This is a genomic window from Variovorax sp. GW458-11-26-14-LB1 (assembly GCF_059423965.1).
In genome coordinates this window covers 1-22210 of sequence record NZ_JBWKYW010000063.1, presented here as the reverse complement: position 1 = coordinate 22210, position 22210 = coordinate 1, and the positions used below count along the sequence as shown (strand labels likewise).

21 protein-coding genes are annotated in these 22210 nt (G+C 68.2%); 4 read left to right on the top strand and 17 right to left on the bottom strand.

The genetic code is table 11. The annotated features are described in order from the left end of the window. Positions 1-51: 51 nt before the first annotated feature. The 3 genes from AC07YS_RS28480 to AC07YS_RS28470 are packed head-to-tail and all read right to left on the bottom strand — an operon-like array spanning position 52 to position 3779. Positions 52-843, bottom strand: a complete 792-nt coding sequence (locus AC07YS_RS28480) for an FAD binding domain-containing protein (RefSeq protein ID WP_159274620.1) — start codon at positions 841-843, stop codon at positions 52-54. Positions 844-877: 34 nt separating this feature from the next. Beyond that, positions 878-3262, bottom strand: coding sequence for a xanthine dehydrogenase family protein molybdopterin-binding subunit (locus tag AC07YS_RS28475; RefSeq protein WP_390345543.1), 2385 nt, complete (start codon positions 3260-3262; stop codon positions 878-880). Between the two features lie 10 nt (positions 3263-3272). After that, positions 3273-3779: a (2Fe-2S)-binding protein gene (locus AC07YS_RS28470; RefSeq protein WP_062468730.1), complete on the bottom strand. Its 507-nt coding sequence runs from the start codon at positions 3777-3779 to the stop codon at positions 3273-3275. A gap of 187 nt (positions 3780-3966) precedes the next feature. Between AC07YS_RS28470 and AC07YS_RS28465 the strand changes: the two genes are divergently transcribed. Continuing rightward, the gene (locus AC07YS_RS28465) at positions 3967-5106 is read left to right on the top strand and encodes a helix-turn-helix domain-containing protein (protein ID WP_495269413.1); all 1140 of its coding nucleotides are present in this window, start codon (positions 3967-3969) and stop codon (positions 5104-5106) included. Positions 5107-5119: 13 nt separating this feature from the next. Here the strand turns inward: AC07YS_RS28465 and AC07YS_RS28460 are convergent, their stop codons facing one another. The 9 genes from AC07YS_RS28460 to AC07YS_RS28420 form a co-directional block, all read right to left on the bottom strand. Next, complete coding sequence (locus AC07YS_RS28460; protein WP_095744324.1) at positions 5120-5497, bottom strand: nuclear transport factor 2 family protein; 378 nt, start codon at positions 5495-5497, stop codon at positions 5120-5122. A gap of 91 nt (positions 5498-5588) precedes the next feature. Continuing rightward, entirely contained in the window at positions 5589-7082 is a 1494-nt protein-coding gene (locus tag AC07YS_RS28455; protein WP_495269404.1) for a M81 family metallopeptidase, read from the bottom strand. Further along, positions 7079-8215, bottom strand: coding sequence for an ABC transporter substrate-binding protein (locus tag AC07YS_RS28450; protein WP_495269405.1), 1137 nt, complete (start codon positions 8213-8215; stop codon positions 7079-7081). The genes AC07YS_RS28455 and AC07YS_RS28450 overlap by 4 nt, the downstream gene beginning before the upstream one ends. Continuing rightward, the gene (locus tag AC07YS_RS28445; RefSeq protein WP_495269406.1) at positions 8212-9492 is read right to left on the bottom strand and encodes a Zn-dependent hydrolase; all 1281 of its coding nucleotides are present in this window, start codon (positions 9490-9492) and stop codon (positions 8212-8214) included. The genes AC07YS_RS28450 and AC07YS_RS28445 overlap by 4 nt, the downstream gene beginning before the upstream one ends. Before the next feature lie 163 nt (positions 9493-9655). Beyond that, on the bottom strand, positions 9656-10363 hold the full coding sequence (locus AC07YS_RS28440) for an ABC transporter ATP-binding protein (RefSeq protein ID WP_070063982.1): 708 nt from the start codon (positions 10361-10363) through the stop codon (positions 9656-9658). Next, a complete protein-coding gene (locus tag AC07YS_RS28435; RefSeq protein ID WP_495260538.1) occupies positions 10360-11127 on the bottom strand; it encodes an ABC transporter ATP-binding protein in 768 nt (255 codons plus the stop codon). The genes AC07YS_RS28440 and AC07YS_RS28435 overlap by 4 nt, the downstream gene beginning before the upstream one ends. Further along, positions 11124-12083 carry a branched-chain amino acid ABC transporter permease gene (locus AC07YS_RS28430; protein WP_495269407.1) on the bottom strand — a complete coding sequence of 320 codons (960 nt, stop codon included), beginning with the start codon at positions 12081-12083 and terminating at the stop codon, positions 11124-11126. The genes AC07YS_RS28435 and AC07YS_RS28430 overlap by 4 nt, the downstream gene beginning before the upstream one ends. Positions 12084-12090: 7 nt before the next feature. After that, entirely contained in the window at positions 12091-12951 is an 861-nt protein-coding gene (locus tag AC07YS_RS28425; protein ID WP_369631971.1) for a branched-chain amino acid ABC transporter permease, read from the bottom strand. 88 nt (positions 12952-13039) lie between these two features. Then, positions 13040-14245, bottom strand: a complete 1206-nt coding sequence (locus AC07YS_RS28420; protein WP_369631970.1) for an ABC transporter substrate-binding protein — start codon at positions 14243-14245, stop codon at positions 13040-13042. A 216-nt stretch (positions 14246-14461) separates the two neighbouring features. Between AC07YS_RS28420 and AC07YS_RS28415 the strand changes: the two genes are divergently transcribed. Further along, the gene (locus tag AC07YS_RS28415) at positions 14462-15226 is read left to right on the top strand and encodes a FadR/GntR family transcriptional regulator (protein ID WP_139701861.1); all 765 of its coding nucleotides are present in this window, start codon (positions 14462-14464) and stop codon (positions 15224-15226) included. A 12-nt stretch (positions 15227-15238) separates the two neighbouring features. On the opposite strand, the gene AC07YS_RS28410 is transcribed toward AC07YS_RS28415, so the two are convergent. Together AC07YS_RS28410 and AC07YS_RS28405 are read right to left on the bottom strand one after the other, a co-directional pair. Next, positions 15239-15697, bottom strand: a complete 459-nt coding sequence (locus AC07YS_RS28410; RefSeq protein WP_495269408.1) for a GNAT family N-acetyltransferase — start codon at positions 15695-15697, stop codon at positions 15239-15241. A 20-nt stretch (positions 15698-15717) separates the two neighbouring features. Then, positions 15718-16698, bottom strand: a complete 981-nt coding sequence (locus AC07YS_RS28405; RefSeq protein ID WP_495269409.1) for a LysR family transcriptional regulator — start codon at positions 16696-16698, stop codon at positions 15718-15720. A gap of 106 nt (positions 16699-16804) precedes the next feature. Here AC07YS_RS28405 and aptA point away from each other — a divergent pair, with 106 nt between their 5' ends. Together aptA and AC07YS_RS28395 are read left to right on the top strand one after the other, a co-directional pair. After that, complete coding sequence (gene aptA, locus AC07YS_RS28400; protein ID WP_390345562.1) at positions 16805-18160, top strand: omega-aminotransferase AptA; 1356 nt, start codon at positions 16805-16807, stop codon at positions 18158-18160. A gap of 22 nt (positions 18161-18182) precedes the next feature. Then, positions 18183-19700, top strand: a complete 1518-nt coding sequence (locus AC07YS_RS28395) for a CoA-acylating methylmalonate-semialdehyde dehydrogenase (RefSeq protein WP_095744313.1) — start codon at positions 18183-18185, stop codon at positions 19698-19700. 18 nt (positions 19701-19718) lie between these two features. Here the strand turns inward: AC07YS_RS28395 and AC07YS_RS28390 are convergent, their stop codons facing one another. The 3 genes from AC07YS_RS28390 to AC07YS_RS28380 form a co-directional block, all read right to left on the bottom strand. Further along, the gene (locus AC07YS_RS28390; RefSeq protein WP_495269410.1) at positions 19719-21107 is read right to left on the bottom strand and encodes an FAD-dependent oxidoreductase; all 1389 of its coding nucleotides are present in this window, start codon (positions 21105-21107) and stop codon (positions 19719-19721) included. 9 nt (positions 21108-21116) lie between these two features. After that, entirely contained in the window at positions 21117-21689 is a 573-nt protein-coding gene (locus tag AC07YS_RS28385; RefSeq protein WP_307694429.1) for a phosphonate degradation HD-domain oxygenase, read from the bottom strand. Between the two features lie 2 nt (positions 21690-21691). Next, positions 21692-22210 (bottom strand): aldehyde dehydrogenase family protein (locus tag AC07YS_RS28380; RefSeq protein ID WP_495275747.1); only part of this gene is annotated, 519 nt, incomplete at its 5' end.

Here is a 22210-nt window from a genome sequence, read left to right as displayed (position 1 = left end):
GGAAGACGCGAGGGTGTCGCGCCTTCCGGTGGGCGACGGCGCTGGGCTGCTTCAGCCGAGTGCTTTGGTCACGGCGCGCTGGGTCAGCACGCTGATCAGGTTCGCGCGATAGGCGGCCGAGGCATGCAGGTCGCTGTTCAGGTCGCTCGCGTCGATCTTCACGGCGGCAGCTGCCGCGGCGGTGAAGCTCTTGTTGAGCGCATCCTCGAGCCCGGCATGGCGGAACACGCCGTTGCCCGCGCCGGTGACGGCCACGCGCACGCCGCTGTCGTACTGCGCCAGGAAGATGCCGACCAGCGGGAAGTTCGAGGCCTTCTGGCGCAGCTTCTCGTACACCGCGCGCTTCGGAATCGGGAAGCGGATGGCGACGATCAGTTCGTCTTCTTCAAGTGCCGTGGTGAACAGGCCCTGGAAGAAGTCGTCGGCCGCAATCTCGCGCTTCGAGGTGACGATGGTCGCGCCCGAGGCCAGCACCGCGCTCGGGTAGCACGCCGCCGGGTCGTTGTTGGCCACCGAGCCGCCGACGGTGCCCATCGCGCGCACCTGCCGGTCGCCGATGCGCGACGCGAGATCGGCCAGCGCGGGGTACGCGGCCTTCACGTCGGCATTGTTCGCCACGTCGAGGTGGCGCGACATCGCGCCGAGGGTGATCGCGCCGCCGTCCTTCTTGATGCCGGTGAGTTCCTTGATGCCGCCGAGGTCGACGAGCTGCTCGGGCGCCGAGAGCCGCAGCTTCATCGAGGCCAGCAGGGTCTGTCCGCCGGCCAGTGGCTTGCCGCCCGCGGCGATGAGCCGGGCCGCGTCCGCCACGCTGGCGGGCCGTTCGAGTGTGAAGGCATACATGGGGTGATTCCTTCTCTGTTATTTCTTGTGTCGTTCAGGGCTTGGCGGCGGCCTGCATCGCTTCCCAGACGCGGCTGGACGAAGCGGGCATGTCGAAATCCTTGACGCCCAGCGGCGCCAGCGCGTCGAGCACGGCGTTGATGACGGCCGGCGGCGACCCGATGGCGCCCGCCTCGCCGCAGCCCTTGGTGCCCAGCGGATTGTGGGTGCAGGGGGTGCAGACGGTGTCGAGCTTGAACTGCGGGAAGTCGCCGGCGCGCGGCATGGCGTAGTCCATGAAGCTGCCGGTGAGCAGCTGGCCCGTTTCGTTGTCGTACACGCAGTTCTCGAGCAGCGCCTGGCCGATGCCCTGCACCAGCCCGCCGTGCACCTGGCCCTCGACGATCATCGGGTTGATGATGGTGCCGAAGTCGTCCACCGCGGTGAAGCGGTCGACCTTCACTTCGCCGGTCTCTTTGTCGATCTCGACCTCGCAGATGTAGGTGCCGCCCGGGAAGGTGAAGTTGGTCGGGTCGTAGAAGGCGGTTTCGTTCAGGCCCGGCTCGAGCTTGTCGAGCGGGTAGTTGTGCGGCACGTAGGCCGTGAGCGCCACCTGGCCGAACGGGATTTTCTTGTCGGTGCCCTTGACCGTGAACTCGCCGTTGGCGAACTCGATGTCGGCGTCGCTCGCCTCCATGAGGTGCGCGGCGATCTTCTTGGCCTTGGTCTCGATCTTGTCGAGCGCCTTCATGATGGCCGCGCCGCCCACCGAGATGGAGCGCGAGCCGTAGGTGCCCATGCCGAAGGGCACTCGGCCGGTGTCGCCGTGCACCACGTCGACGTTCTCGACCGGGATGCCCAGGCGTGCGGCCACGACCTGCGCGAAGGTGGTTTCATGGCCCTGGCCGTGGCTGTGCGAGCCGGTGAACACCGTCACGCTGCCGGTCGGGTGCACGCGGATCTCGCCGCACTCGAACAGGCCCGCGCGCGCACCGAGCGCCCCCGCGATGTTCGACGGCGCGATGCCGCAGGCCTCGATGTAGCTCGAATAGCCCATGCCGCGCAACTTGCCCTTGGCCTCGGTCGCCGCCTTGCGCGCGGCGTAGCCGTCGACCTCGGCCAGCACCCGCGCCTTGTCCATGCAGGCATGGAAGTCGCCGGTGTCGTACTGCAGCGCCACGGGCGTCTGGTACGGGAAGCTGGTGATGAAGTTGCGCTTGCGGATCTCGTCCTGGCCCAGGTTCATTTCCCAGGCGCAGCGCGACACCAGGCGCTCCAGCAGGTAGGTGGCCTCGGGCCGCCCGGCCCCGCGGTACGCATCGACCGGCGAGGTGTTGGTGAACCAGGCATCGACCTCGACGTAGATCTGCGGCGTGGTGTACTGGCCCGCCAGCAGCGTGGCGTACAGGATGGTCGGCACCGCGGTCGAGAAGGTCGACAGGTAGGCGCCCAGGTTGGCGTCGGTGTGCACGCGCATGGCCAGGAACTTGCCGTCCTTGTCCATGGCCATCTCGGCGTGGCTCACGTGGTCGCGGCCGTGCGCGTCGGACAGGAAGCACTCCGAGCGCTCCGCCGTCCACTTGATGTTGCGGTTGAGCTGCTTGGCCGCCCAGGTCAGGCACACGTCTTCGGCGTACAAAAAGATCTTGGAGCCGAAGCCGCCGCCCACGTCGGGCGCGATCACGCGCACCTTGTGCTCGGGCAGGCCCAGCACGAAGGCCGTCATCAGCAGGCGCTCGACGTGCGGATTCTGGTTCGACACGTAGAGCGTGTAGTCGTCGGTGCCGCGGCTGTAGCTGCCGATGGCCACGCGCGGCTCGATCGGGTTGGGAATCAGCCGGTTGTTGACGAGGTCGAGCTTGGTGACGTGCGCCGCCGTGGTGAACACGTTGTCGACCGCCGCCTTGTCGCCCAACACCCACTTGTAGCACTGGTTGTCGGGCGCTTCGTCGTGCAGCGTGGTGCTGCCGGTTTTCTTCGCGGCGTCGGCCACGCTCACCAGGGCGGGCAGCACGTCGTAGTCGACCACCACGGCTTCGGCCGCGTTCTTGGCCTGCTCGACCGTCTCGGCCACCACCATGGCGACGTGGTCGCCCACGTAACGCACCTTCTTGATCGCAAGGATCGGGTGCATCGGCTCCTTCATCGGGGTGCCGTCGGGGTTGTTGATGAGCCAGCCGCAGGGCAGCCCGCCCATCTTGCCTTCGATGTCCTTGCCGCTGAAGATGCCGACCACGCCGGGCATCTTCGAGGCCTCGGCGATGTCGATGGACTTGATGACGGCATGCGCGTGCGGCGAGCGCACGAAGACCGCATGGCTCTGGTTGGCCAGCGTGATGTCGTCGGTGTAGTTGCCCGCGCCGGTCAGGAAGCGGTAGTCTTCCTTGCGCCGCAATGCCTCGCCGATGTGCGGCAGGTTGGAGAAGTCGGAAGCGCCCATGTCGCTCTCCTCAGGCCGTGACCGTGGTTTGCTGGGTCGGCACCGGATTGCCCGATGCCATGGCCTCGCCGCCCATCTTCACGGCCTTGACGATGTTCTGGTAGCCCGTGCACCGGCACAGGTTGCCCTCGAGCAGCTCGCGGATCTCCGATTCGCTCGATTTGGGGTGGTGGGTGCACAGGTCGATGGCGCTCATGACCATGCCCGGGGTGCAGAAACCGCACTGCAGGCCGTGGCATTCCTTGAAGGCCGCCTGCATGGGGTGCATGGTGCCGTCGGCGGCGGCCACGCCCTCGATGGTGGTGACGTCGGCGCCGGCCGCCTGCGCGACCAGGATGTTGCACGACTTGACCGCGCGGCCGTTCAGGTGGACCGTGCAGGCGCCGCACTGGGCGGTGTCGCAGCCGACGTGGGTGCCGGTGAGGTGAAGGTGCTCGCGGATCGCGTGCACAAGGAAGGTGTTGGGTGGGGCGTCGACCGTGACCGGCCGGCCGTTGACCTTGAAAGCGACCTGCATGTGGCTGTCTCCGTGAAAGGTGATGGCTGGTTCAGCGAGGCATCTTGGATGCCGCCCTTTCGCACTATCCTAGGCAAAAACCCTTGACACTTGCACAGAGCGCGGGAAATTCTCAAAATGAAACAGCTTGCCAACCGGCCGGCCCGCAAAAGCAGCCCTCCCCGCGCGAAGAAGAACTTTCACGATGATGTCCGCTTCCGCCGTCCCCCCTCCTGCTGAGCGCTCGCTGGCCATTGCGCAGGCGCGCCGCGAGCTGATCGACGGCGACGGCCCCCGCCCGCGCGGCAGCGTGCGGGTCGACCCGGGCATCACGCGCTCCTGGCAGCGCTGCCTGGAGGCCGGCCGCCGGCCCCAGCAGCGCGTGAGCTTCGAGCCCGTGAGCCGCACCGCCAGCCGCGAGGTCACGGAATGCAACCGGGCCCTGGTCACGGCGGCGCGTCCGGTGATCGAACGGCTCTCGCGCGCCATCGCCGACACCCGCTATTTCGCCATCCTGACCGACGCCCGCGGCATCGTGGTCGACGTGGGTACCTTGCCCGACGGCACCGACCCCGCCGCCCGCTATGCACGCGACATCGGGCGCATCGGCGTCGACCTGTCCGAAAGCGCCATCGGCACCAGCGCCATCGGCACGGCGCTGGCCGAGCAGGAATCGGTGTGGCTGCACCGGGGTGAACACTTTTTTGACGACACCAGTGTGTACAGCTGCGCCGGCGCCCCGCTCTTCGGGCCCCGGGGCGACTGCATCGGCATGCTCGACCTCACGGGCGTGCAGGTGGTCGAGCGGCCCGAGCTGCGCCACCTGGCCACCCTGTCGGCGCGCAGCATCGAGAACCTGCTGGTGCAGCGCGAGCCCTGCGAGCTGCTGTTGCGCCTGCTCTGGCCCGGCTGCCCGAGCAGCGAGACCACCGAGGGCCTGCTGTGCATCGACGCCGCGGGCCATGTCACCGGCGCCAACGCGGCGGCGCGGCAGATGCTGCACCAGCCGCTGGTCTGCCATGCCGGCGGCCTGCATTTCAACGACCTGTTCGCGCTGCCGCTGCACATGATGTTCGACGCCGCCCGGCGCGGCGACGCCATGCTCGAGGTGCCGCTGTGGTCGGGCCTGCGGGTGCAGGTGCGGGCCCAGCGCGGCGGCAGCGAGCATGGCGGCGTGCCGGGCGACGCCACCGATGGCCGCCCCCGCCTGCGCGACGTGGAAACCGCCCTGATCCGCAAGGCGGTGACCGACGCGCGCGGCAATGTGGCCGAGGCGGCGCGCACGCTGGGCATCAGCCGCGCCACGGTCTACCGCAAGCTCTGGCGCGGCCGGCCGGCGGGCGACTGACCCGCCTGCTTCATCACGCGCCTGCGGGCACGCGGTCGAGAAAACCCGTCACCGCGCGCAGCTTGCCCGCATCGAGCTGGGCGAAGTCAGTGCCCTGGATCAGGTCATCGGCACCGCTCGGGCCCAGGGTCCACGAGAAGCGCAGGTTGTCGCCGTGCGCCTCGGCCTTGCCGAGCAGGTGGAAGCGAAAGCCCGGATAGCGCTGGTGCACCGCGCCGACCAGCGCGCTGATCTGCTCGTGGCCGCTGGCCTGCGCCATCGGGTCGACATAGCGGGCGTCGGCGGTCCAGCCGGCGTCGATGAGCGCGGCGCGGCGCGCGGCGTCGGTCTCGTTCCAGACGGCGATGTAGCCCGTGGCGATGGCATGGGCGTCGTGGGCGGCGGTGTTCATGGCGACTGTTCCTTTCGAGGGTTCGACCCGCAACAGCGCGGGGTGAAGGAATGGTCGCGGGGCACGCGCCGCGCGTCGATGACGTGGCAGGTTATGCCGGCGCGTCCATCGCCGCGTTCGCGTCGAGCGGAAACACCGGCCGGCGCACCTGGCTGAACGGGAACAGGCTGTAGTCGGAGCTGGTCACGCCCGGGCTGTCGCACTCCACCAGCGCCGCCGACAGCGGCTCGAACACCGGCCGGCAGTACATGCGCGACTTCAGCAGCAGGAAGCGCTCTTTGCGCGGGTCGAGCCCGGCGCACTCGAACACGCCGATGTCCCACGGCTCCTGCGTGCGCTCGGTAACCACGATGCGCGCCGCGCCGATGTCGAACAGCACGGTGCGCCCCATGCTGCTGCGCTGGCCGGTGTAGGTGGGGCCGGTGATCACGTACTCGCCGTCGCTGACCGTTCGCACGACGCCGGTCAGCTGGACGGGCGTCTTCGCGAGGCCGATGCCTTCCAGCGACACCTTGTTGCCCAGCGCCACCGTCACTTCGGCGCCCTCGCCCGCCGCGACCAGCGCGGCCACCGCCTCGGGGTCGCACAGCGGCCCGACGCCGATGCCGTCCAGGCCCTGCGCCAGCGCTTCCTGCAGCACGTCCATGGTGTCGCAGCTGCCGCCCGACATGCAGTTGTCGCCGTGGTCGAGCAGCAGCACCGGGCGCGTGGCACCGCCGGCGATGAGCTTCGCGCGCGCGACCGATTCGGCCAGCGGCTCGCTGCGGTAGATGAAGGCTTCGCGCTCGGCCCACATCTGCGCCGCGATGCGGTCGGCCGTGGCCTGCGCGCGCGCGGGCGATTGCGCATCGACCACGATCACGCTCATGCACGGCGCCGTGATGTCCGACAGCGAGAAGCCCGCCAAGATCGAAACCGCCAGCGACTCGGATTCCTCCGCCGCGCGCGCCGCCTCGATGGCCCGCTGCATCGCACCCGTGAACGAGGCGCTGCGCAGCGTGTGCGCCATCAGCGGCAGCTGGCGCCAGCGCATGTGCGGCTGGCTGCGACCGGCCAGCAGGTCGAACAGCAGGCGGCCGGCGTGCTCGCCGGTCTCGTACATGTCGACGTGCGGGTAGGTCTTGAAGCCGACGATGACGTCGGCGTTGTCCACCATCGCGGGCGTCACGTTGGCATGCAGGTCCAGCGCCACGCCGATGGGCACGCCGGGCGCGGCGGCGCGCAGGCGCACCAGCAGGTCGCCTTCGCCGTCGGTGCTGTTCTGCGCCACCATCGCGCCGTGCAGGTCGAGCAGGATCGCGTCGCAGCCCGGCGCCGCTTCGACGATGCATTGCGTGAGCGTGGTGTAGGCCTGCGCATCGACCGGCCCGCTCGGGTTGGCCGAGGCCGACACCGGCGTGACGAGCTGCGCACCGGCCGCTTCGGCCAGGTCGATGAAGGCCGACATCGCGGTGCGCATGCCCTTGTTGTCGGCGTAGGCCTGTTCGCCGAAGGTCGGGCCGTCGGGCCCGAAGGCCGCGAGCGGCGTGGGCACGGGCGAGAAGGTGTTGGTCTCGTGGTTGAGACGTGCGATCAGGACTTTCATTGGGCAAACTTTCCGGCGCTGCCCAGCATGGTGATGTCACCGAAGCTGGAGCCGTTGCGGTTGTCGGGACGGAACGCGACCGTGAAGCCGTTCAGGTTCATGGGCGGCGAGTTCTCGATGCTGCGGCGCAGCGATTCGGTGGTGATCGGCCCCTTCACGCGCTGCGGCGATTCCGCAAAGGCCTTGGCCGTGATGTAGCCCTCCAGCCCCAGGTAGGAGCCTTCGCCTTCGCTGCCCGCGGCCTTCCGCGCGCGCTGGTATTCGTCGACGATGGGAAAGCGTGTCTTCCAGAAGGGCGGCACCACCTGCGAGAGCACGATGCCGCGGCTCTTGTCGCCGAGTTCCTTGTACAGAAGGAACGAGCTCGCCACCGAGTTCGTGTAGATTTGCGGATGGATGGGCGCGGCCACCAGCGAGCGGATGATGTTGATCGCCGGCGTGCCGGCCGCGATGACGTACACCGCCTGCGCCCCGCTCGCGATGACCTGCTGCGCGATGGCGGGATGGTCCTTTTCCTTCGGATCGAAGCGCAGCGACAGCAGGGCCGGCCGCTTGTTCTTCTCGAGCGCGGCCACTGCGTCCTTCTCGATGCCCTTGCCGTAGGCGTCATCGCTGGAGACGATGGCGATGCGCGTCAGGCCCACGGTCGTCAGGTGGTTCATCACACGCGAAACCTCGTCGGCATACGACTCCCGCACGTGGAAGATCGGCACCTTCGGCCCACGCAGCACCGCCGCGCCGGTCAGCCCGCCGAAGATGAAGCTGTCGTACTTCGCCGCCACCGGCACCATGGCCGCGCCGATGCCCGTGCCCATGGTTCCGAACAGGCAGACGACGCGGTCCGTGCCGAGCAGCTTCTCGGCATTGGCCGCGGCCTTCTCGGGGATGTAGGCGTCGTCGTAGGTGATCACCTTGACGGGCCGGCCACCGACGCCGCCCGCCTTGTTCAACTGGTCGAGGAACAGCGTCTGGCCTTCCATGAACGCGAGGCTGTTCGGCGTGAACGGGCCGGTGAGCACCGCGGACTGGCCGACCAGGATCGGCTCTCCAGCCGCCAGGGCCGCCGTCGACGCCGCGACCAGGCCCATCGCCAGCACGCAGTGCAGGCCGATGCGGCGAAGCACCGCCTTCACGTGGCCACTCCCGCGCTCTGCAGCATCGCCTGCAGCAGCACGTTGCAGCCGGCCTCGAGGTGGTCGGGCTGCGCGTCCTCGATCTCGTTGTGGCTGATGCCGTCCAGGCAGGGCACGAAGATCATCGCCGCGGGGCACACGCGCGCGAGGTACACCGCGTCGTGGCCGGCGCCGCTGATCACGTTCATCCACGTCATGCCCTGGTCCTGCGCGGCCTCGCGCACGGCCGACACCAGCGCGGGCGTGAACGGCTGCGGCGGAAAGTACACGACCTGCTCGGCCGTCGCCTCGACCTTGCCCTTGGTAGCGATGCGCTGCACGGCTTCTTTCAGTGCCGCGTCCATGGCCGACAGCACCACGTCGTCGGCCGCGCGCAGGTCGACGCTGAGCTTCACGCGGCCCGGGATCACGTTGCGCGAGTTCGGGTAGTTGTCGATCCAGCCGACCGTGCCGCGCCCGTGCGGCGCGTGTGCGAGCGCGATGCGGTTCACCTCGACCACGAGTTCGGCGGCGGCCAGCAGCGCATCTTTTCGCAGCTCCATCGGCGTGGGGCCGGCATGGGCTTCCATGCCCTGCACCACCACGTCGTACCAGCGCTGGCCCAGCGCGCCCTCGACCACGCCGATGACGCGTTCGTTGGCTTCGAGCACCGGGCCCTGTTCGATGTGCGCCTCGAAGTAGGCGCCGACCGGCGACGCCGCCGCCGAAGCGGGCACGGCGCCCGCATAGCCGATGGCCGACAGGGCCTCGGCCACGCTCACGCCCTCGGTGTCGCGCTGCGCGAGCGCGTGTTCGAGCGTGAAGGCGCCGGCGAACACGCCCGAGCCCATCATCACGGGCACGAAGCGCGAGCCTTCTTCGTTGGTCCACACCGCGACCTCGACCGGTGCCTCGGTGGCGATGCCGGCGTCGTTCAGGCTGCGGATCACCTCGAGCCCCGCGAGCACGCCGTAGTTGCCGTCGAACTTGCCGCCCGTGGGCTGCGTGTCGATGTGGCTGCCGGTGGTGATGGGTGGCAGCGCGTTGTTGCGGCCCGCGCGGCGCGCAAAGATGTTGCCGATGGCGTCCACGCGCACCTCGCAGCCCGCTTCGCGCGCCCAGCGCGTGAAGAGGTCGCGGCCCTGGCGGTCCAGGTCGGTGAGCGCGATGCGGCACACGCCGCCCTTCTCGGTGGCGCCGAGCTGCGCGAGCTGCATCAGCGAGTCCCAGAGGCGCTGGCCGTTCACGCGCAGGGCGCGCACGTCCGTTGCGGCGGAAAGTTCGTTCTGTGTGTTCATGGTTTTTGACAACGAATGGATGGCGAAATGCGAAGCGCGCGCAGAAGGTGTGAAGAAACCGTAGCGAGCGGCCCGAGGTCGCATCGAGGACCGGAGCCGTACACGCGTACGGTGAGGACCGCAGATGCGAGATCGGGACGCGCAGTAGGTTTATTCATACCTTCTAGGCGAGGCCGACGCCCAGATAGCGGTCTTTCACGTCGTGGTCGGCCATGAAGGCGGCGTTGCCCGCCTCGTGCACGATCACGCCCTGCTCCACGATGTAGTGGCGGTCGGCCAGCTGCACGCAGACCTCGAGGTTCTGCTCGACCAGCAGGATGGCCACGCCCGCGGCCTTGATGGTCTTGAGCTGCGCGACGATCTCTTCCACGATCACCGGCGCCAGGCCTTCCACGGGCTCGTCGAGGATCAGCAGGCGCGGGTGGTTCATGAGCGCGCGGCCGATGGCCAGCATCTGCTGCTCGCCGCCCGACAGCTGTCCGCCGCCGTTGCGCCGGCGCTCCTTCAGGCGCGGAAAGATGCGGTAGATGTCGGCCAGCTGCCAGGGCGAATCGCGCCGCAGGCCGAGCAGCAGGTTCTCTTCCACCGTGAGCAGCTTGAAGATGCCGCGGTGCTCGGGCACCAGGCACACGCCGCGCGTGGCGATGCGGTGCGGCGGCTGGCCCGCGATGTCCGCGCCCTGGAAGCGCACGCGCCCTTTCGTGGGCGTGACGGCGCCGGCAATGCTCTTGAGCGTGGTCGACTTGCCCGCGCCGTTGCGCCCCAGCAGCGTGACCAGTTCGGCCTCGCCCACCGTGAGCGACACGCCCTGCAGCACATGGCTCTTGCCGTAGTGCGCGTGCAGGCCTTCGACTTCGAGGATGTTGCTCATGCCTTGCCTCCGGTGATCATGTTGCCCAGGTACGCCGTGCGCACGCGCGCGTCCGAGCGGATGTCGCCCGGCAGCCCCTCGGCCAGCACGCGGCCCAGCTGCATGACGGTCACGGTGTCGGAGATGTCCATCACGATGTTCATGTTGTGCTCGATCAGCACCACGGTGTGCGCGTCACGCAGGCCGCGGATGAGATGCTTCATGTCGTCGAGGTCGTCGATGCCCATGCCCGAGGTCGGCTCGTCCAGGAAGATGGCCTTGGGTTTGGCCGCCAGCGCCATGCCCACTTCGAGGCGGCGCTGCTGGCCGTGCGAGAGCACGCTGGCGGGCGTGTCGGCCAGCCGTTCGAGGCCGACGCGCGCGAGCACCTCGGCCACCGTGTCGGCACAGGCGCGCTCGCCAATGGGTGCGCGCCAGCAGTTCATGGCCTGGCGCGGCGCGATGCCCTGCGCCGCCACGCGCAGGTTCTCGCGCACCGACAGGCTGGGGAACAGGCTCGTGACCTGGAACGAGCGCGCCATGCCGCGCTGCACGCGCTGGTGGTCGGGCTCGCGCGTCACGTCGTGGCCGTCGAACAGGATGCGCCCACCCGTGGTGGTGCCGGTGCCCGTGAGCATGTGGAACAGCGTGGTCTTGCCCGCGCCGTTGGGCCCGATCACCGAGTGCACGGTGTTGCGCTTGATCTTCAGGTCGACCCCGCCGAGCGCGGCGAACTTGCCGTAGTGCTTGGTGACGCCGATGGCTTCGATGAGGATGTCGCTCATGCTTGTTCTCCTTGCACGGCCGGCGCCTTGGCCTCGGCCGCCGTCTTGCGGAACACCCGGCGCCAGGCGCTTTCGCCCAGGCCCCAGAGGCCGCGTTGCATGCCGATGCTCACGCCGATCAGCAGCAGGCCCAGCAGCAGCAGCCAGCGCGGCCACAGCGTGGAGAGCCAGTCGGCCAGCAGCACGTAGAAGGCCGAGCCCAGCACCGAGGCGAACAGGTTGCCGGTGCCGCCGATCACGGTGATGACCAGGATCATCTCGCTCGTGTGGTACTCGGCGTTCGACAGCGGTGCGATGCCGGTCATCATCGCGTGCAGGCCGCCGGCCAGGCCGGTGACGGCGCCCGAGATCACGAAGGCCAGCAGCTTGAAGCGCTTCAGGTCGTAGCCGACAGCGGCGGCGCGGTCCTCGTTGTCGCGGATGGCGAGCAGCGTGCGGCCGAAGACCGAGTCGGTCACCTTGAGCAGCAGCGCGAACGCGGCCAGGAAGATCACCGCCACGAAGGCGTAGTACTTCCACGGCGTGTCCATGAAGGCCGGGCGCGGCACGTCGAGCAGGCCGTTGTCGCCGCCCGTGAGCCCCGAGGCCGTATAGGCGATGAAATAGAACATCTGCGCAAAGGCCAGCGTGAGCATCACGAAGTAGGTGCCGCGCTGGCGGATGGCGACCCAGCCGACCACCGCTGCGCCCAGTGCGCCCATGCCGATGGCGGCGAGCAAGGCGAGCGGCATCGGCAGGTGCAGCCGCGTGAGCAGGATCGCGATGGTGTAGCTGCCCAGCCCGAAGAAGATGCCCTGGCCGAACGAGAGCAGCCCCGTGTATCCCAGCAGCAGGTTGCAGCCCAGAGCCGCGAGCGCGTAGATGAGCACTTCGCTCGCGAGCGAGCCCGAGCGCATGAACAGCGGCAGCGCGAGCGCGACGATCAGCGCCAGCAGGAAGGTGTATTTCTTTGGCATGGCGCGTTCATCCTCTGCGGCCGAGCAGGCCATGCGGGCGCAGCAGCAGCACGGCGCCCATCGCGATGTAGATCATCAGGCTCGCCCCCGGCGGCCAGATGGTGCTCATGAGGCTTTGCACGATGCCGATCAGCACGCCGCCGACCAGCGCCCCGCTGAAGCTGCCGAGCCCGCCGATCACCACGACCACGAAGGCCACGCCCAGCGCCTCGACGCCCATGAAGGGCTCCGCCCCGCGGATGGGTGCGGCCAGCACGCCGGCCAGCGCCGCCGTGGCCGCGCCGAGCGCGAACACCAGGCTGAACACGCGAAACACGTTGATGCCCAGCAGCGAGACCATCTCGGTCGATTCGCTGCCCGCACGCACCGCACTGCCCAGGCGCGTGCCCTCGAGCACCCACCACAGCAGCACCGCGAGCACGGCGGTGAAGCCGATCACGAAAAGGCGGTACTTCGGGTAGATGAAGCTGCCCCACATCACCACGCCCTGCAACAGGTCGGGCGTGGGCACGCTGTTGCCCAGCGGGCCCCAGAACACGATGACGATCTCCTGCACCGCGAGCGCCAGGCCCACGGTCACGAGGATGTGGAACTCGTGCGCCTTGGCGTACACGCGGCGCAGCAGCAGCTTCTCGGCCAGCCAGCCGAGCGCGCCGACGAACAGCGGCACCAGCACGAGCGCGGCCCAGAAATTGAGACCCCACTGCATGGCCTGGAAGCACAGGTAGGCGCCCAGCAGGTAGAAAGCGCCGTGCGCGAAGTTCACGAAGCGCAACAGGCCGAACACGATGGACAAGCCAACGGCCAGCAGGAAATACAGCATGCCGATGCCGATTCCGTTGATGGTCTGGAGCAGGTAGACGGACATAGGTGTCGTGGGGGTGGCAAACGTGCAGGCGGCACGCGCCCTGCCCGCGCCCAAAAACGGCGCGGGCGCGGCGCGAAGCCGGGCGGCGTCAGGCCAGCTTGCAGCCGGTCTTGTCGATCGGCAGGAACGACTTGCCGGAGCTGACGACGTCCACGTAGTCGGCCGGGTTGGCCATCTTCGACTTCGCCTTGCCCTTGAGCAGGTAGTAGTCCTTGATGACCTGGTGGTCGGCCTTGCGGATTTCTTCCACGCCCGTGAGGCCGTCGAACTTCATGCCTTCGAGCGCCGCGACCACCGCCTTCGGGTCGACCGTGCCGGCCTTGACGATGCCGTCGATGAGGATCTTGGTGCAGATGTACGAGCCGGCCAGGCTGTAGTTGGGCACGATCTTGAGCTTGTCGGCGGTGCGCTTCACGAGGTCCTTGTTGAGCGGCGTGTCGACCGTGTGCCAGTACTGCGCACCGAAGTAGACGCCGTCGCACAGGTCAGCGCCCAGCTCGTCGAACTGCTCCAGGCCCGAGGCCCAGGCCATGAGGATCGTCATGTTCTTGTGCATGCCGAAGCTCACCGCCTGGCGCAGCGCGGCCGACGACTGCGCGCCGAAGTTCAGCAGCAGCAGCACGTCGGGCTTGGCGGCCATGGCGTTGGTGAGGTAGCCGCTGAACTCCTTGTCGTTGAGCGAGTGGTAGCTGTTGCCCACGTGCTCGATGCCCTTCTCCTGGAAGATGGTCTTGGCCGCGCTCAGCAGGCCGTCGCCGAAGACGTACTGCGGCGTGATCGTGTACCAGCGCTTGGCCTTGGGCATCGACGCGATCAGCGGACGCACCGTCTGCTCGATGGCACCGAAGGTGGGCACCGACCAGCGGAAGGTGGCGGGGTTGCAGTCCTTGCCGGTGATTTCGTCGGCGCCCGCGGTGGTGATGAACAGGCCGCCGGCCTTCTCGGCCTCCTTGCCCATGGCCAGCGCTTCCGACGACAGGATGCCGCCGACGAAGAACTTCGCGCCCTGCTGCTGCGAGGCCTCCTGCACCTTGCGCACGGCCGTGGCCGGCTTGCCCTCGGTGTCGAGCACCGTGTAGGCCAGCGGACGGTTCAGCACCTTGCCGTACTGCTCGATCGCCAGCTTGGTGCCCAGGTCGGCGAACTTGCCGTTGGCCGCGAAGGCACCCGACATGGGCACCGGCGCACCGAATCGGATCGCGTCGGTGGCCTGGGCGATGGCCGAGCGGCTCATCAGGAGCGAGGCCGGGGCGGCCGACAGGGCGGCCAGCTGAAGGAGTTGTCTGCGTTGCATGGGGTTCTCCGGTCGTGGTGTGTGGAAAGTGGGGAAGAAAACACAGTGCCTGCGATCGCCGGCAATTTAAGCGGATAAATAGGATTAATATGTTGGTAAAAACCCGTTAGCAAGCCCCGTGCCCAAACCCAACCCGACCCTGCCGATGACGCCGTTAAGATCGCGCGCTGTTGCGCATCCCGCGCATCTCCCGATGTGCATGGATGGAGCGTTTTGATGAGAGTGGGGCACAACCCTCCGAAGCGGCAAAAGCTCTCGGACGTCATCGTCGAAGACGTCAAGCGATGGATCGTTGCCGAGCGCAAGCAGCCCGGCGACCGGCTACCGAACGAGAAGGAACTGATCGAGCTCTTCGGCTATTCGAAGAGCACGGTGCGCGAGGCGCTGAAGGCGCTCGAGGTGCGCGGGCTGATCTCGATCCGCACCGGCCCCGGAGGCGGCGCGTACCTGCAGCAGGTGTCGGTCGACCATGCGTCGGAGCCGCTGCGCAACTTCCTGCACTTTCACCACCTGGACGGCCACCACATCTACCAGCTGCGCAAGGCGCTGGAGCCCGAACTGGCCGTGAGCGTGGTCGGGCGGCTCACGCCCGAGCAGTTCGCGCGGCTCGAAGACAACGTGCGCCTGTGCACCATCGAGCCCACGAACGAAGACGAACTGCGCACGCAGCGCGAAGCCGAACTGGCCTTCCACACGATGCTGGCCGAGGCCTGCCCCAACCCGGTGCTGTCCTTCATGTGCCGCTTTCTCAACGACCTGCTGCGCGACCTCGTCGTCTACAAGAAGGCGCTGGACCACCACCACTTCGGCGAGACCAACGTGGACTACCACACGCAGCTGCTGGCGGCCTACCGCAAGGAAGATGCGGACGAGGTGCGGCGGTTGATGGTGGAGCACATGGTGGATGCGGAGCACCACATGCATGAGATGGAAGCGCACATCGGGGCGAAGCATTTGTTGCTGCCCAGCGGACAGCGATAGCACCACAAAGGTCTAGAAGACCTTGCGGAACCGCTCGGCCCTGCCGAAGCGCACGGCGACAGTGCCGTTCGCCTCGAATCCGCATCGAAGGTAGAACGACCCGGCGTGTGGATTGCCGGTGACGTGGAGTGCCGACGCACCCTGGCGCCGGGAAAGCTCGACACAGTGCGCGACCAATGCCTTGCCGATGCCGCGACGCCATGCCTCGGGTTCGACGAACAATCCATCGAGTTCGGCGCTGCCGTCATCGTTGGGCAGCACGACAGCGAATCCAGCCGTCGCGCCATGGATCTCTGCCACGAACACCCGGCCATCGACGATCTGGGCCAGAGGCAGTTCGATGGCGTCCGGGTCGGACTGAATCGCCTCGCGATCGCCAGGGTTCGCGAGCGATGCGCGCCGCTGCAAGTCTTCGAGTGCCCGGTGTTCCGACGCAAGTGCAGGGCGAATACGCAGTGGTGTTTCGGTCATCTGGGATGGTTTCAGTGCCTTCAGATCTTCGCACCGCCGTGCGCCTGCTCCAGGCACGCCTGAAACGCCAGCACCGCCCGCGAAGGCTTCGGCGACCGCCGCAGCAGGCTCACGAACCGGCACGCATAGTTGAAGCGCGCCGGCAGCACTGCCTTCATCAGCCCGCGCTGCTCGAACACCTGCGCGTAGTGGTCGGGCAAGAAGCCCAGGAAGCGCCCCGACAGGATCAGCGTCGCAATCGCCTCCTGGTCGAACCCCGTCGCCTTGCGCGACAGCCTCGCCCGGTGGCTCAGCTCCATGTTCGGCGAGTGATACCCCAGCCCCGCGAAATGGTGCTCGCCCAGCTTCGACCACGTGAGCTTGCCGTGGGGGCTGTCGAACAGCGGATGCCCCTGGCCGCAGTACAGCAGCATGGTCTCGTCGAACAGGTCGGCATACACCAGGCTCTTCGAGCTGCGGTGCGCCGGGATGATGCCGATCTGGAAGTTGCCCTCCAGCACGCCCTGCTCGATGGCGTTGATCGAGCCCACGTGCACCGCTAGGTTCACCTCGGGCGCGATCTCGGTGAAGCGGGCAATGGCCTCGCCGATGCGCGCCTTCGGGTTGGTCGCGGTCTTGTCGAACAGCGCCACGTCGAGCTGCCCGCCCATGCGGTTGTGGATGTCGTCGATGCTGCCGCGAAAGGCGTCGACCGAGGCCAGCAGGCGCAGCGTCTCGTCGTACACGCGCTGGCCCTCGGCCGTGAGCGCAAAGCCGGCCCGGCCGCGCCGGCACAGCACGAGGCCCAGGCGGGTTTCGAGGTCTTTCACGTGGCGGCTCACGGTGGAGGTGCCGATGTTCAGCTCCAGCTCGGCCGCCGCCATGCCGCCGCAGTCGACCACGCTCTTGAACACCTTGAGCAGGCGCAGGTCCATGTCGCTGAGCTGCCCCAGCACGGCGCGGTTGCGGGTGCCCTGGGCAGCGGTTTCGTCGGCGGGCGAGGCCTTGGGCTTTACTTGCATGGATCGTCAAGTGAACATTGATATTGCGCCATTCTCCACACTGAAGGCGTTGCGAACAATCGGCGCATCCCTTCACCCCCGGAGCCCGCCCTGCGCGGGATGCGCCATGACCCTCGCCACACCCGCCATCGAACCCACGCCCACCGCGCGCACCGACGCCGCCTGGCTCGAGGCGCACTGGATGCCCTACACCGGCAACCGCAACTTCAAGGCCGATCCGCGGATCATCGTGGAGGCCAAGGGCGCCTACTTCACCGACAACGACGGCCGCAAGATCTTCGACGGACTGTCGGGCCTGTGGTGCTCGGGCCTGGGCCACGGCCGCCCCGAGATCACCGAGGCGGTGAGCCGCCAGATCGCCAAGCTCGACTACTCGCCCGCCTTCCAGTTCGGCCACCCGCTCTCGTTCGAGCTGGCCAACAAGATCAAGGAACTGACGCCCGCCGGTCTGGACTACGTGTTCTTCACCGGCTCGGGCTCCGAAGCCGCCGACACCTCGCTGAAGATGGCGCGCGCCTACTGGCGCACCAAGGGCCAGGCCGGCAAGACGCGCCTGATCGGCCGCGAGAAGGGCTACCACGGCGTGAACTACGGCGGCATCTCGGTGGGCGGCATCGCGGCCAACCGCAAGCTGTTCGGCCAGGGCGTCGAGGCCGACCACCTGCCGCACACGCAGCTGGCCAGCAATGCCTTCTCGCGCGGCATGCCCGAAAGCGGCGCCGAGCTGGCCGACCGCCTGCTCGACCTGATCGCGCTGCACGACGCCTCGACCATCGCGGCCGTGATCGTGGAGCCCTTCGCGGGTTCGGCCGGCGTGGTGATTCCGCCCAAGGGCTACCTGAAGCGCCTGCGCGACATCTGCACGGCGAACAACATCCTGCTGATTTTTGACGAAGTGATCACCGGGTTCGGCCGCTGCGGCGCGCTCACGGGCGCCGATGCCTTCGGCGTCACGCCCGACATCATGAACATCGCCAAGCAGGTCACCAACGGCGCGCAGCCGCTGGGCGCGGTGGTGGCCAGCAAGGACATCTACGACACCTTCATGGCCGCCGGCGGCCCCGAGTACATGCTCGAGTTCCCGCACGGCTACACCTACGGCGCGCACCCCGTGGCCTGCGCCGCCGGCATCGCCGCGCTCGACGTGCTCCAGAAGGAAGACATGATCGGCCGCGTGCAAGCGCTGGCCCCGCACTTCGAGAACGCCGTGCACAGCCTGAAGGGCAGCAAGCATGTCGCCGACATCCGCAACTACGGCCTCGCCGCCGGCATCACCATCGCCGCGCTGCCGGGCGAGCCGGCACGCCGCCCCTACGAGATCGCGATGAACTGCTGGAAGAAGGGCTTCTACGTGCGCTACGGCGGCGACACGATCCAGCTCGCCCCGCCCTTCATCGCCGAGAAGGCCGAGATCGACCGCATGGTCAACGCCCTCGCCGACGCGCTCGCCGAAACCAACTGATCCCCTTTCGAGATATCAAGACATGCAACACGACAAGAACGTCACCGCCACCATCGGCCACTTCATCGACGGCAAGCACGTCGGCGGCGGCAGCCGCGTGCAGCCGGTGTTCGACCCCGCCACCGGCCTGTCGGCCAAGAGCGTCGCGCTCGCCGACAAGCTCACGGTCGAGCAGGCCATCGCCTCGGCGCAGGCCGCCTTCCCGGCCTGGCGCAACACGCCGCCGCTCAAGCGCGCCCGCGTGATGAGCCGCCTGAAGACGCTGCTCGAGGAAAACGCCGACACCATCGCCGCACTGATCACCGCCGAACACGGCAAGGTGCTGGCCGACGCGCACGGCGAGCTGCAGCGCGGCATCGAGAACGTCGAGTACGCCAGCTACGTGCCCGAGCTGCTCAAGGGCGAGCACAGCAAGAACGTCGGCCCGTCGATCGACTCGTGGAGCGAGTTCCAGGCCATGGGCGTGGCGGCCGGCATCACGCCGTTCAACTTCCCCGTCATGGTGCCGCTGTGGATGTGGCCGATGGCCGTGGCCTGCGGCAACACCTTCGTGCTCAAGCCCTCGGAGCGCACGCCCTCCTCCACGCTGTTCATGGCCGAACTCGCGCTGCAGGCCGGCCTGCCGCCGGGCGTGCTGAACGTGGTCAACGGCGACAAGGAAGCGGTCGACACGCTGCTGACCGACCGCCGCGTGAAGGCCGTGAGCTTCGTGGGCTCCACGCCCATCGCCGAATACATCTACACCACGGGCACGGCCCACGGCAAGCGCGTGCAGGCGCTGGGCGGCGCCAAGAACCACGCGGTGGTGATGCCCGACGCCGACATCGGCAACGCCGTGAGCGCGCTCATGGGCGCGGCCTACGGCTCGTGCGGCGAGCGCTGCATGGCGATCCCGCTGGTGGTGGCCGTGGGCGACGCCACGGCCGACGCGGTGGTCGAGGGCCTGAAGGTCGAGATCGCCAAGATGAAGGTCGGCCCCGGCACCGACAACGGCAACGACATGGGCCCGCTGGTCACCCAGCCGCACTTCGAGAAGGTCAAGGCCTTCGTCGACGCGGGCGTGGCCGCCGGCGCCAAGCTGGTGGTCGACGGCCGCGGCATCCAGGTCGAAGGCCATGAAGGCGGCTACTACCTGGGCGCCTGCCTGTTCGACCACGTGAAGCCCGGCATGACGATCTACCAGGAAGAGATCTTCGGCCCGGTGCTCGGCGTGGTGCGCGTGAAGACGCTGCAGGAGGCGATGGACCTGATCGACGCGCACGAGTACGGCAACGGCACCTGCATCTTCACGCGCGACGGCGAGGCCGCGCGCTGGTTCAGCGACAACATCCAGGTCGGCATGGTCGGCATCAACGTGCCGCTGCCGGTGCCCGTGGCGTACCACTCGTTCGGCGGCTGGAAGCGTTCGCTGTTCGGCGACCTGCACGCCTACGGCCCCGACGCCGTGCGCTTCTACACCAAGCGCAAGACCGTCACGCAGCGCTGGCCCTCGGCCGGCGTGCGTGAAGGGACGATGTTCTCGTTCCCGTCGAACCGCTGATATCGCAGCACCCGCAGGTCAGGCTTTATCAGCCTTGCCTGCGGCGTTCGCGAGCTTGCTGAGCATGCGGTCCACCAGCCACGGCTGGCGGTCCTCATCCTCAGCGCGTTCCTTGCGGCGGATCGCGTTGCGCACGACGATCGAGCCCACATAGCGCATCGGCTCCGGCGGAAAGTAGCCCAGCGGCCCGCCCGTGATCGGGCTGCGCGTCCATGCGTTGTCCTGGTCGAGCACCAGCGACGACAGGATCTGCCCACCCATGTAGGTCGGCCCCACCCCATTGCCCGAGTAGCCGAAGCCGTAGTAGATGTGCGGCGCCCCATCGAGCTTGCCGAAGAACGGAAAGCCCGTCACCGAGCGGTCGGACGGGCCGTTCCAGCTCGCGGTGATCGGCGTGTCGCTCAATGCCGGGAAGAAGGAATGCAGGGCCCGCGTGAGCTCGCCCTCATAAGGCGAGCGCTCGTCGAACACCTTGGCCATGCGGCCGCCCCAGGCGAAGGTGTTGCCGCCCTTGCCCAGCATGATGCGGCCGTCGACCGTGCTGCGGTAGTAGTACACGAAGGTGCGCGAGTCGAGCACCGACACGCCGTCGGTCAGGCCGATCTGCTGCAACAGCTCGGGGCAGCGCTCGGTGATGATCATGTCGCTCGAGACGATGGCGATGGTCCGCTCGAACTGCGGGAAGCGGCTGGCCATCCACGCGTTCATCGCGAGCACCAGTTTCTTCGCGCGCACGCGTCCGGTGGGCGTGTGCACCAGCACGGGCTGGTCGGTGCTGAAGTCGAGCATCGGCGTGCGCTCGTGGATGCGGATGCCCATGGCCAGCGCCACGCGCCGCAGCCCGCGCACCAGTTTGCCCGGGTGCACGGTGGCGGCGATCGGCGAGTACACGCCGGCCAGGTTGCGCGCCGAGCCCGAGCGCCGCGCCACCTCGTCGGGCGGCAGCGCGTGGTACGAGTGGATGCCGCGCGCCTCCAGCGCCTGCATCATCGGATCGAGCGTGCCGATCTGCGCCTGCGAGGTCGCGGTGTAGAGCGTGCCGTCGCGCCGCAGCTCGGCGTCGATGCCGTGCGCCGCGCAGAAGTCGGCGATGTGCCCCACCGCCGCTTCCGACGCCTTCACGAGGCGCACCGCCTCGTCTTCGCCGAACAAGCGTCGCAGGGTCAGGAACTTGGCCGACCAGGTGAGCAGGCAACCGCCGTTACGTCCGCTCGCGCCGGCGCCGCACAGGTCGCTTTCGAGGATGACGATGTCGAGCGCGGGCGCCTGCAGCTTGGCCTGGATGGCCGTCCACAGGCCGGTGAAGCCGCCGCCGACGATGCAGACGTCGGCAGTGGTTTCACCTTGCAGCGCCGGGGCCAGATCGCCATCGTTGAAGAGCGCTTGTTCGATCCAGAAGGGGCGCATCCGTGTGCCTTAAGCGGTGGTGAGGGCTTGCCGGTGTTCGGCGGAACTGATCTCGAGGTGGCGCACAAAGTGCGCGAGGCCGGGCATGTCGGCATCGGCCAGCTTGGCCGTGTCGTCCCACTGCCGCAGGCGCACTGCGTCCATCGCATACGGCAGCGTCTCGAAGGCTTTCGCCTGTGCGTCGTCGAAGACGCCGCCCTGCAGTTGCAGGCTGCGCTTCGAGTCGGGCGACAGCGCCTCCAGGTAGCCCGGCACGCGCGCGCACAGGAAGCGCTTGGCGTCCACGTGCAACCGGATCGGCTCCAGCGTGGCCGGACCGAACAGCGCGCGCAGGAACGGCAGGCAGCGGTACTGGTGCAGGTCGTCCAGCCCCTGCTGCGTCGGCGTGCCACCGAAGTCGTGCAGCAGGTGGCCCAGGTCGTGCAGCAGGGCGGCGGCGATCAGCGCACTGTCCGCGCCCTCCTGCTCGGCCAGGTGCGCGGACTGCAGCGCGTGCTCCAGCTGCGTGACCGGCTCGCCGTCGTACTGCGCATGGCCCTTGGTCTCGAAGAGGCCGACGATGTCGGGGATGCTGAGGCTCATGGTTACCAGGGCAGCGAATAGGTCTTGGTGTTGGTGAAGCTCTTCATCGCTTCGAGCACGCCTTCCTTGTAGCCCAGGCCCGAGTCCTTGATGCCGCCGAAGGGCGTGAGCTCCAGTCGGTAGCCCGGCACCTCGCGCACATTGACGCTGCCCACGTTCAGCTCGCGGATGAAGCGCGTGATGTAGTCCAGCCGGTTGGTGCAGATCGAGGACGACAGGCCGTAGGCCGTGCCGTTGGAGATGCGGATCGCCTCGTCGATGTTCTTGAAGCGGATCACCGGCGACACGGGGCCGAAGGTCTCGTGCTTGGCGACGGTCATCTCGGGGTCGACGTGGTCGAGCACGGTGGGTGAGTACAGCGCGCCGCGGCGTTCGTTGCCGTACAGGAGCTTGGCGCCGGCAGCGATGGCTTCGTTGACCACGGCTTCGAATTGCTTCGCAGCTGCCTCGTCGATCACGGTGCCCATGTCGGTGTCCGGGTCCATCGGGTCGCCGTACTTCAGCGCGCGGGTCTTTTCCAC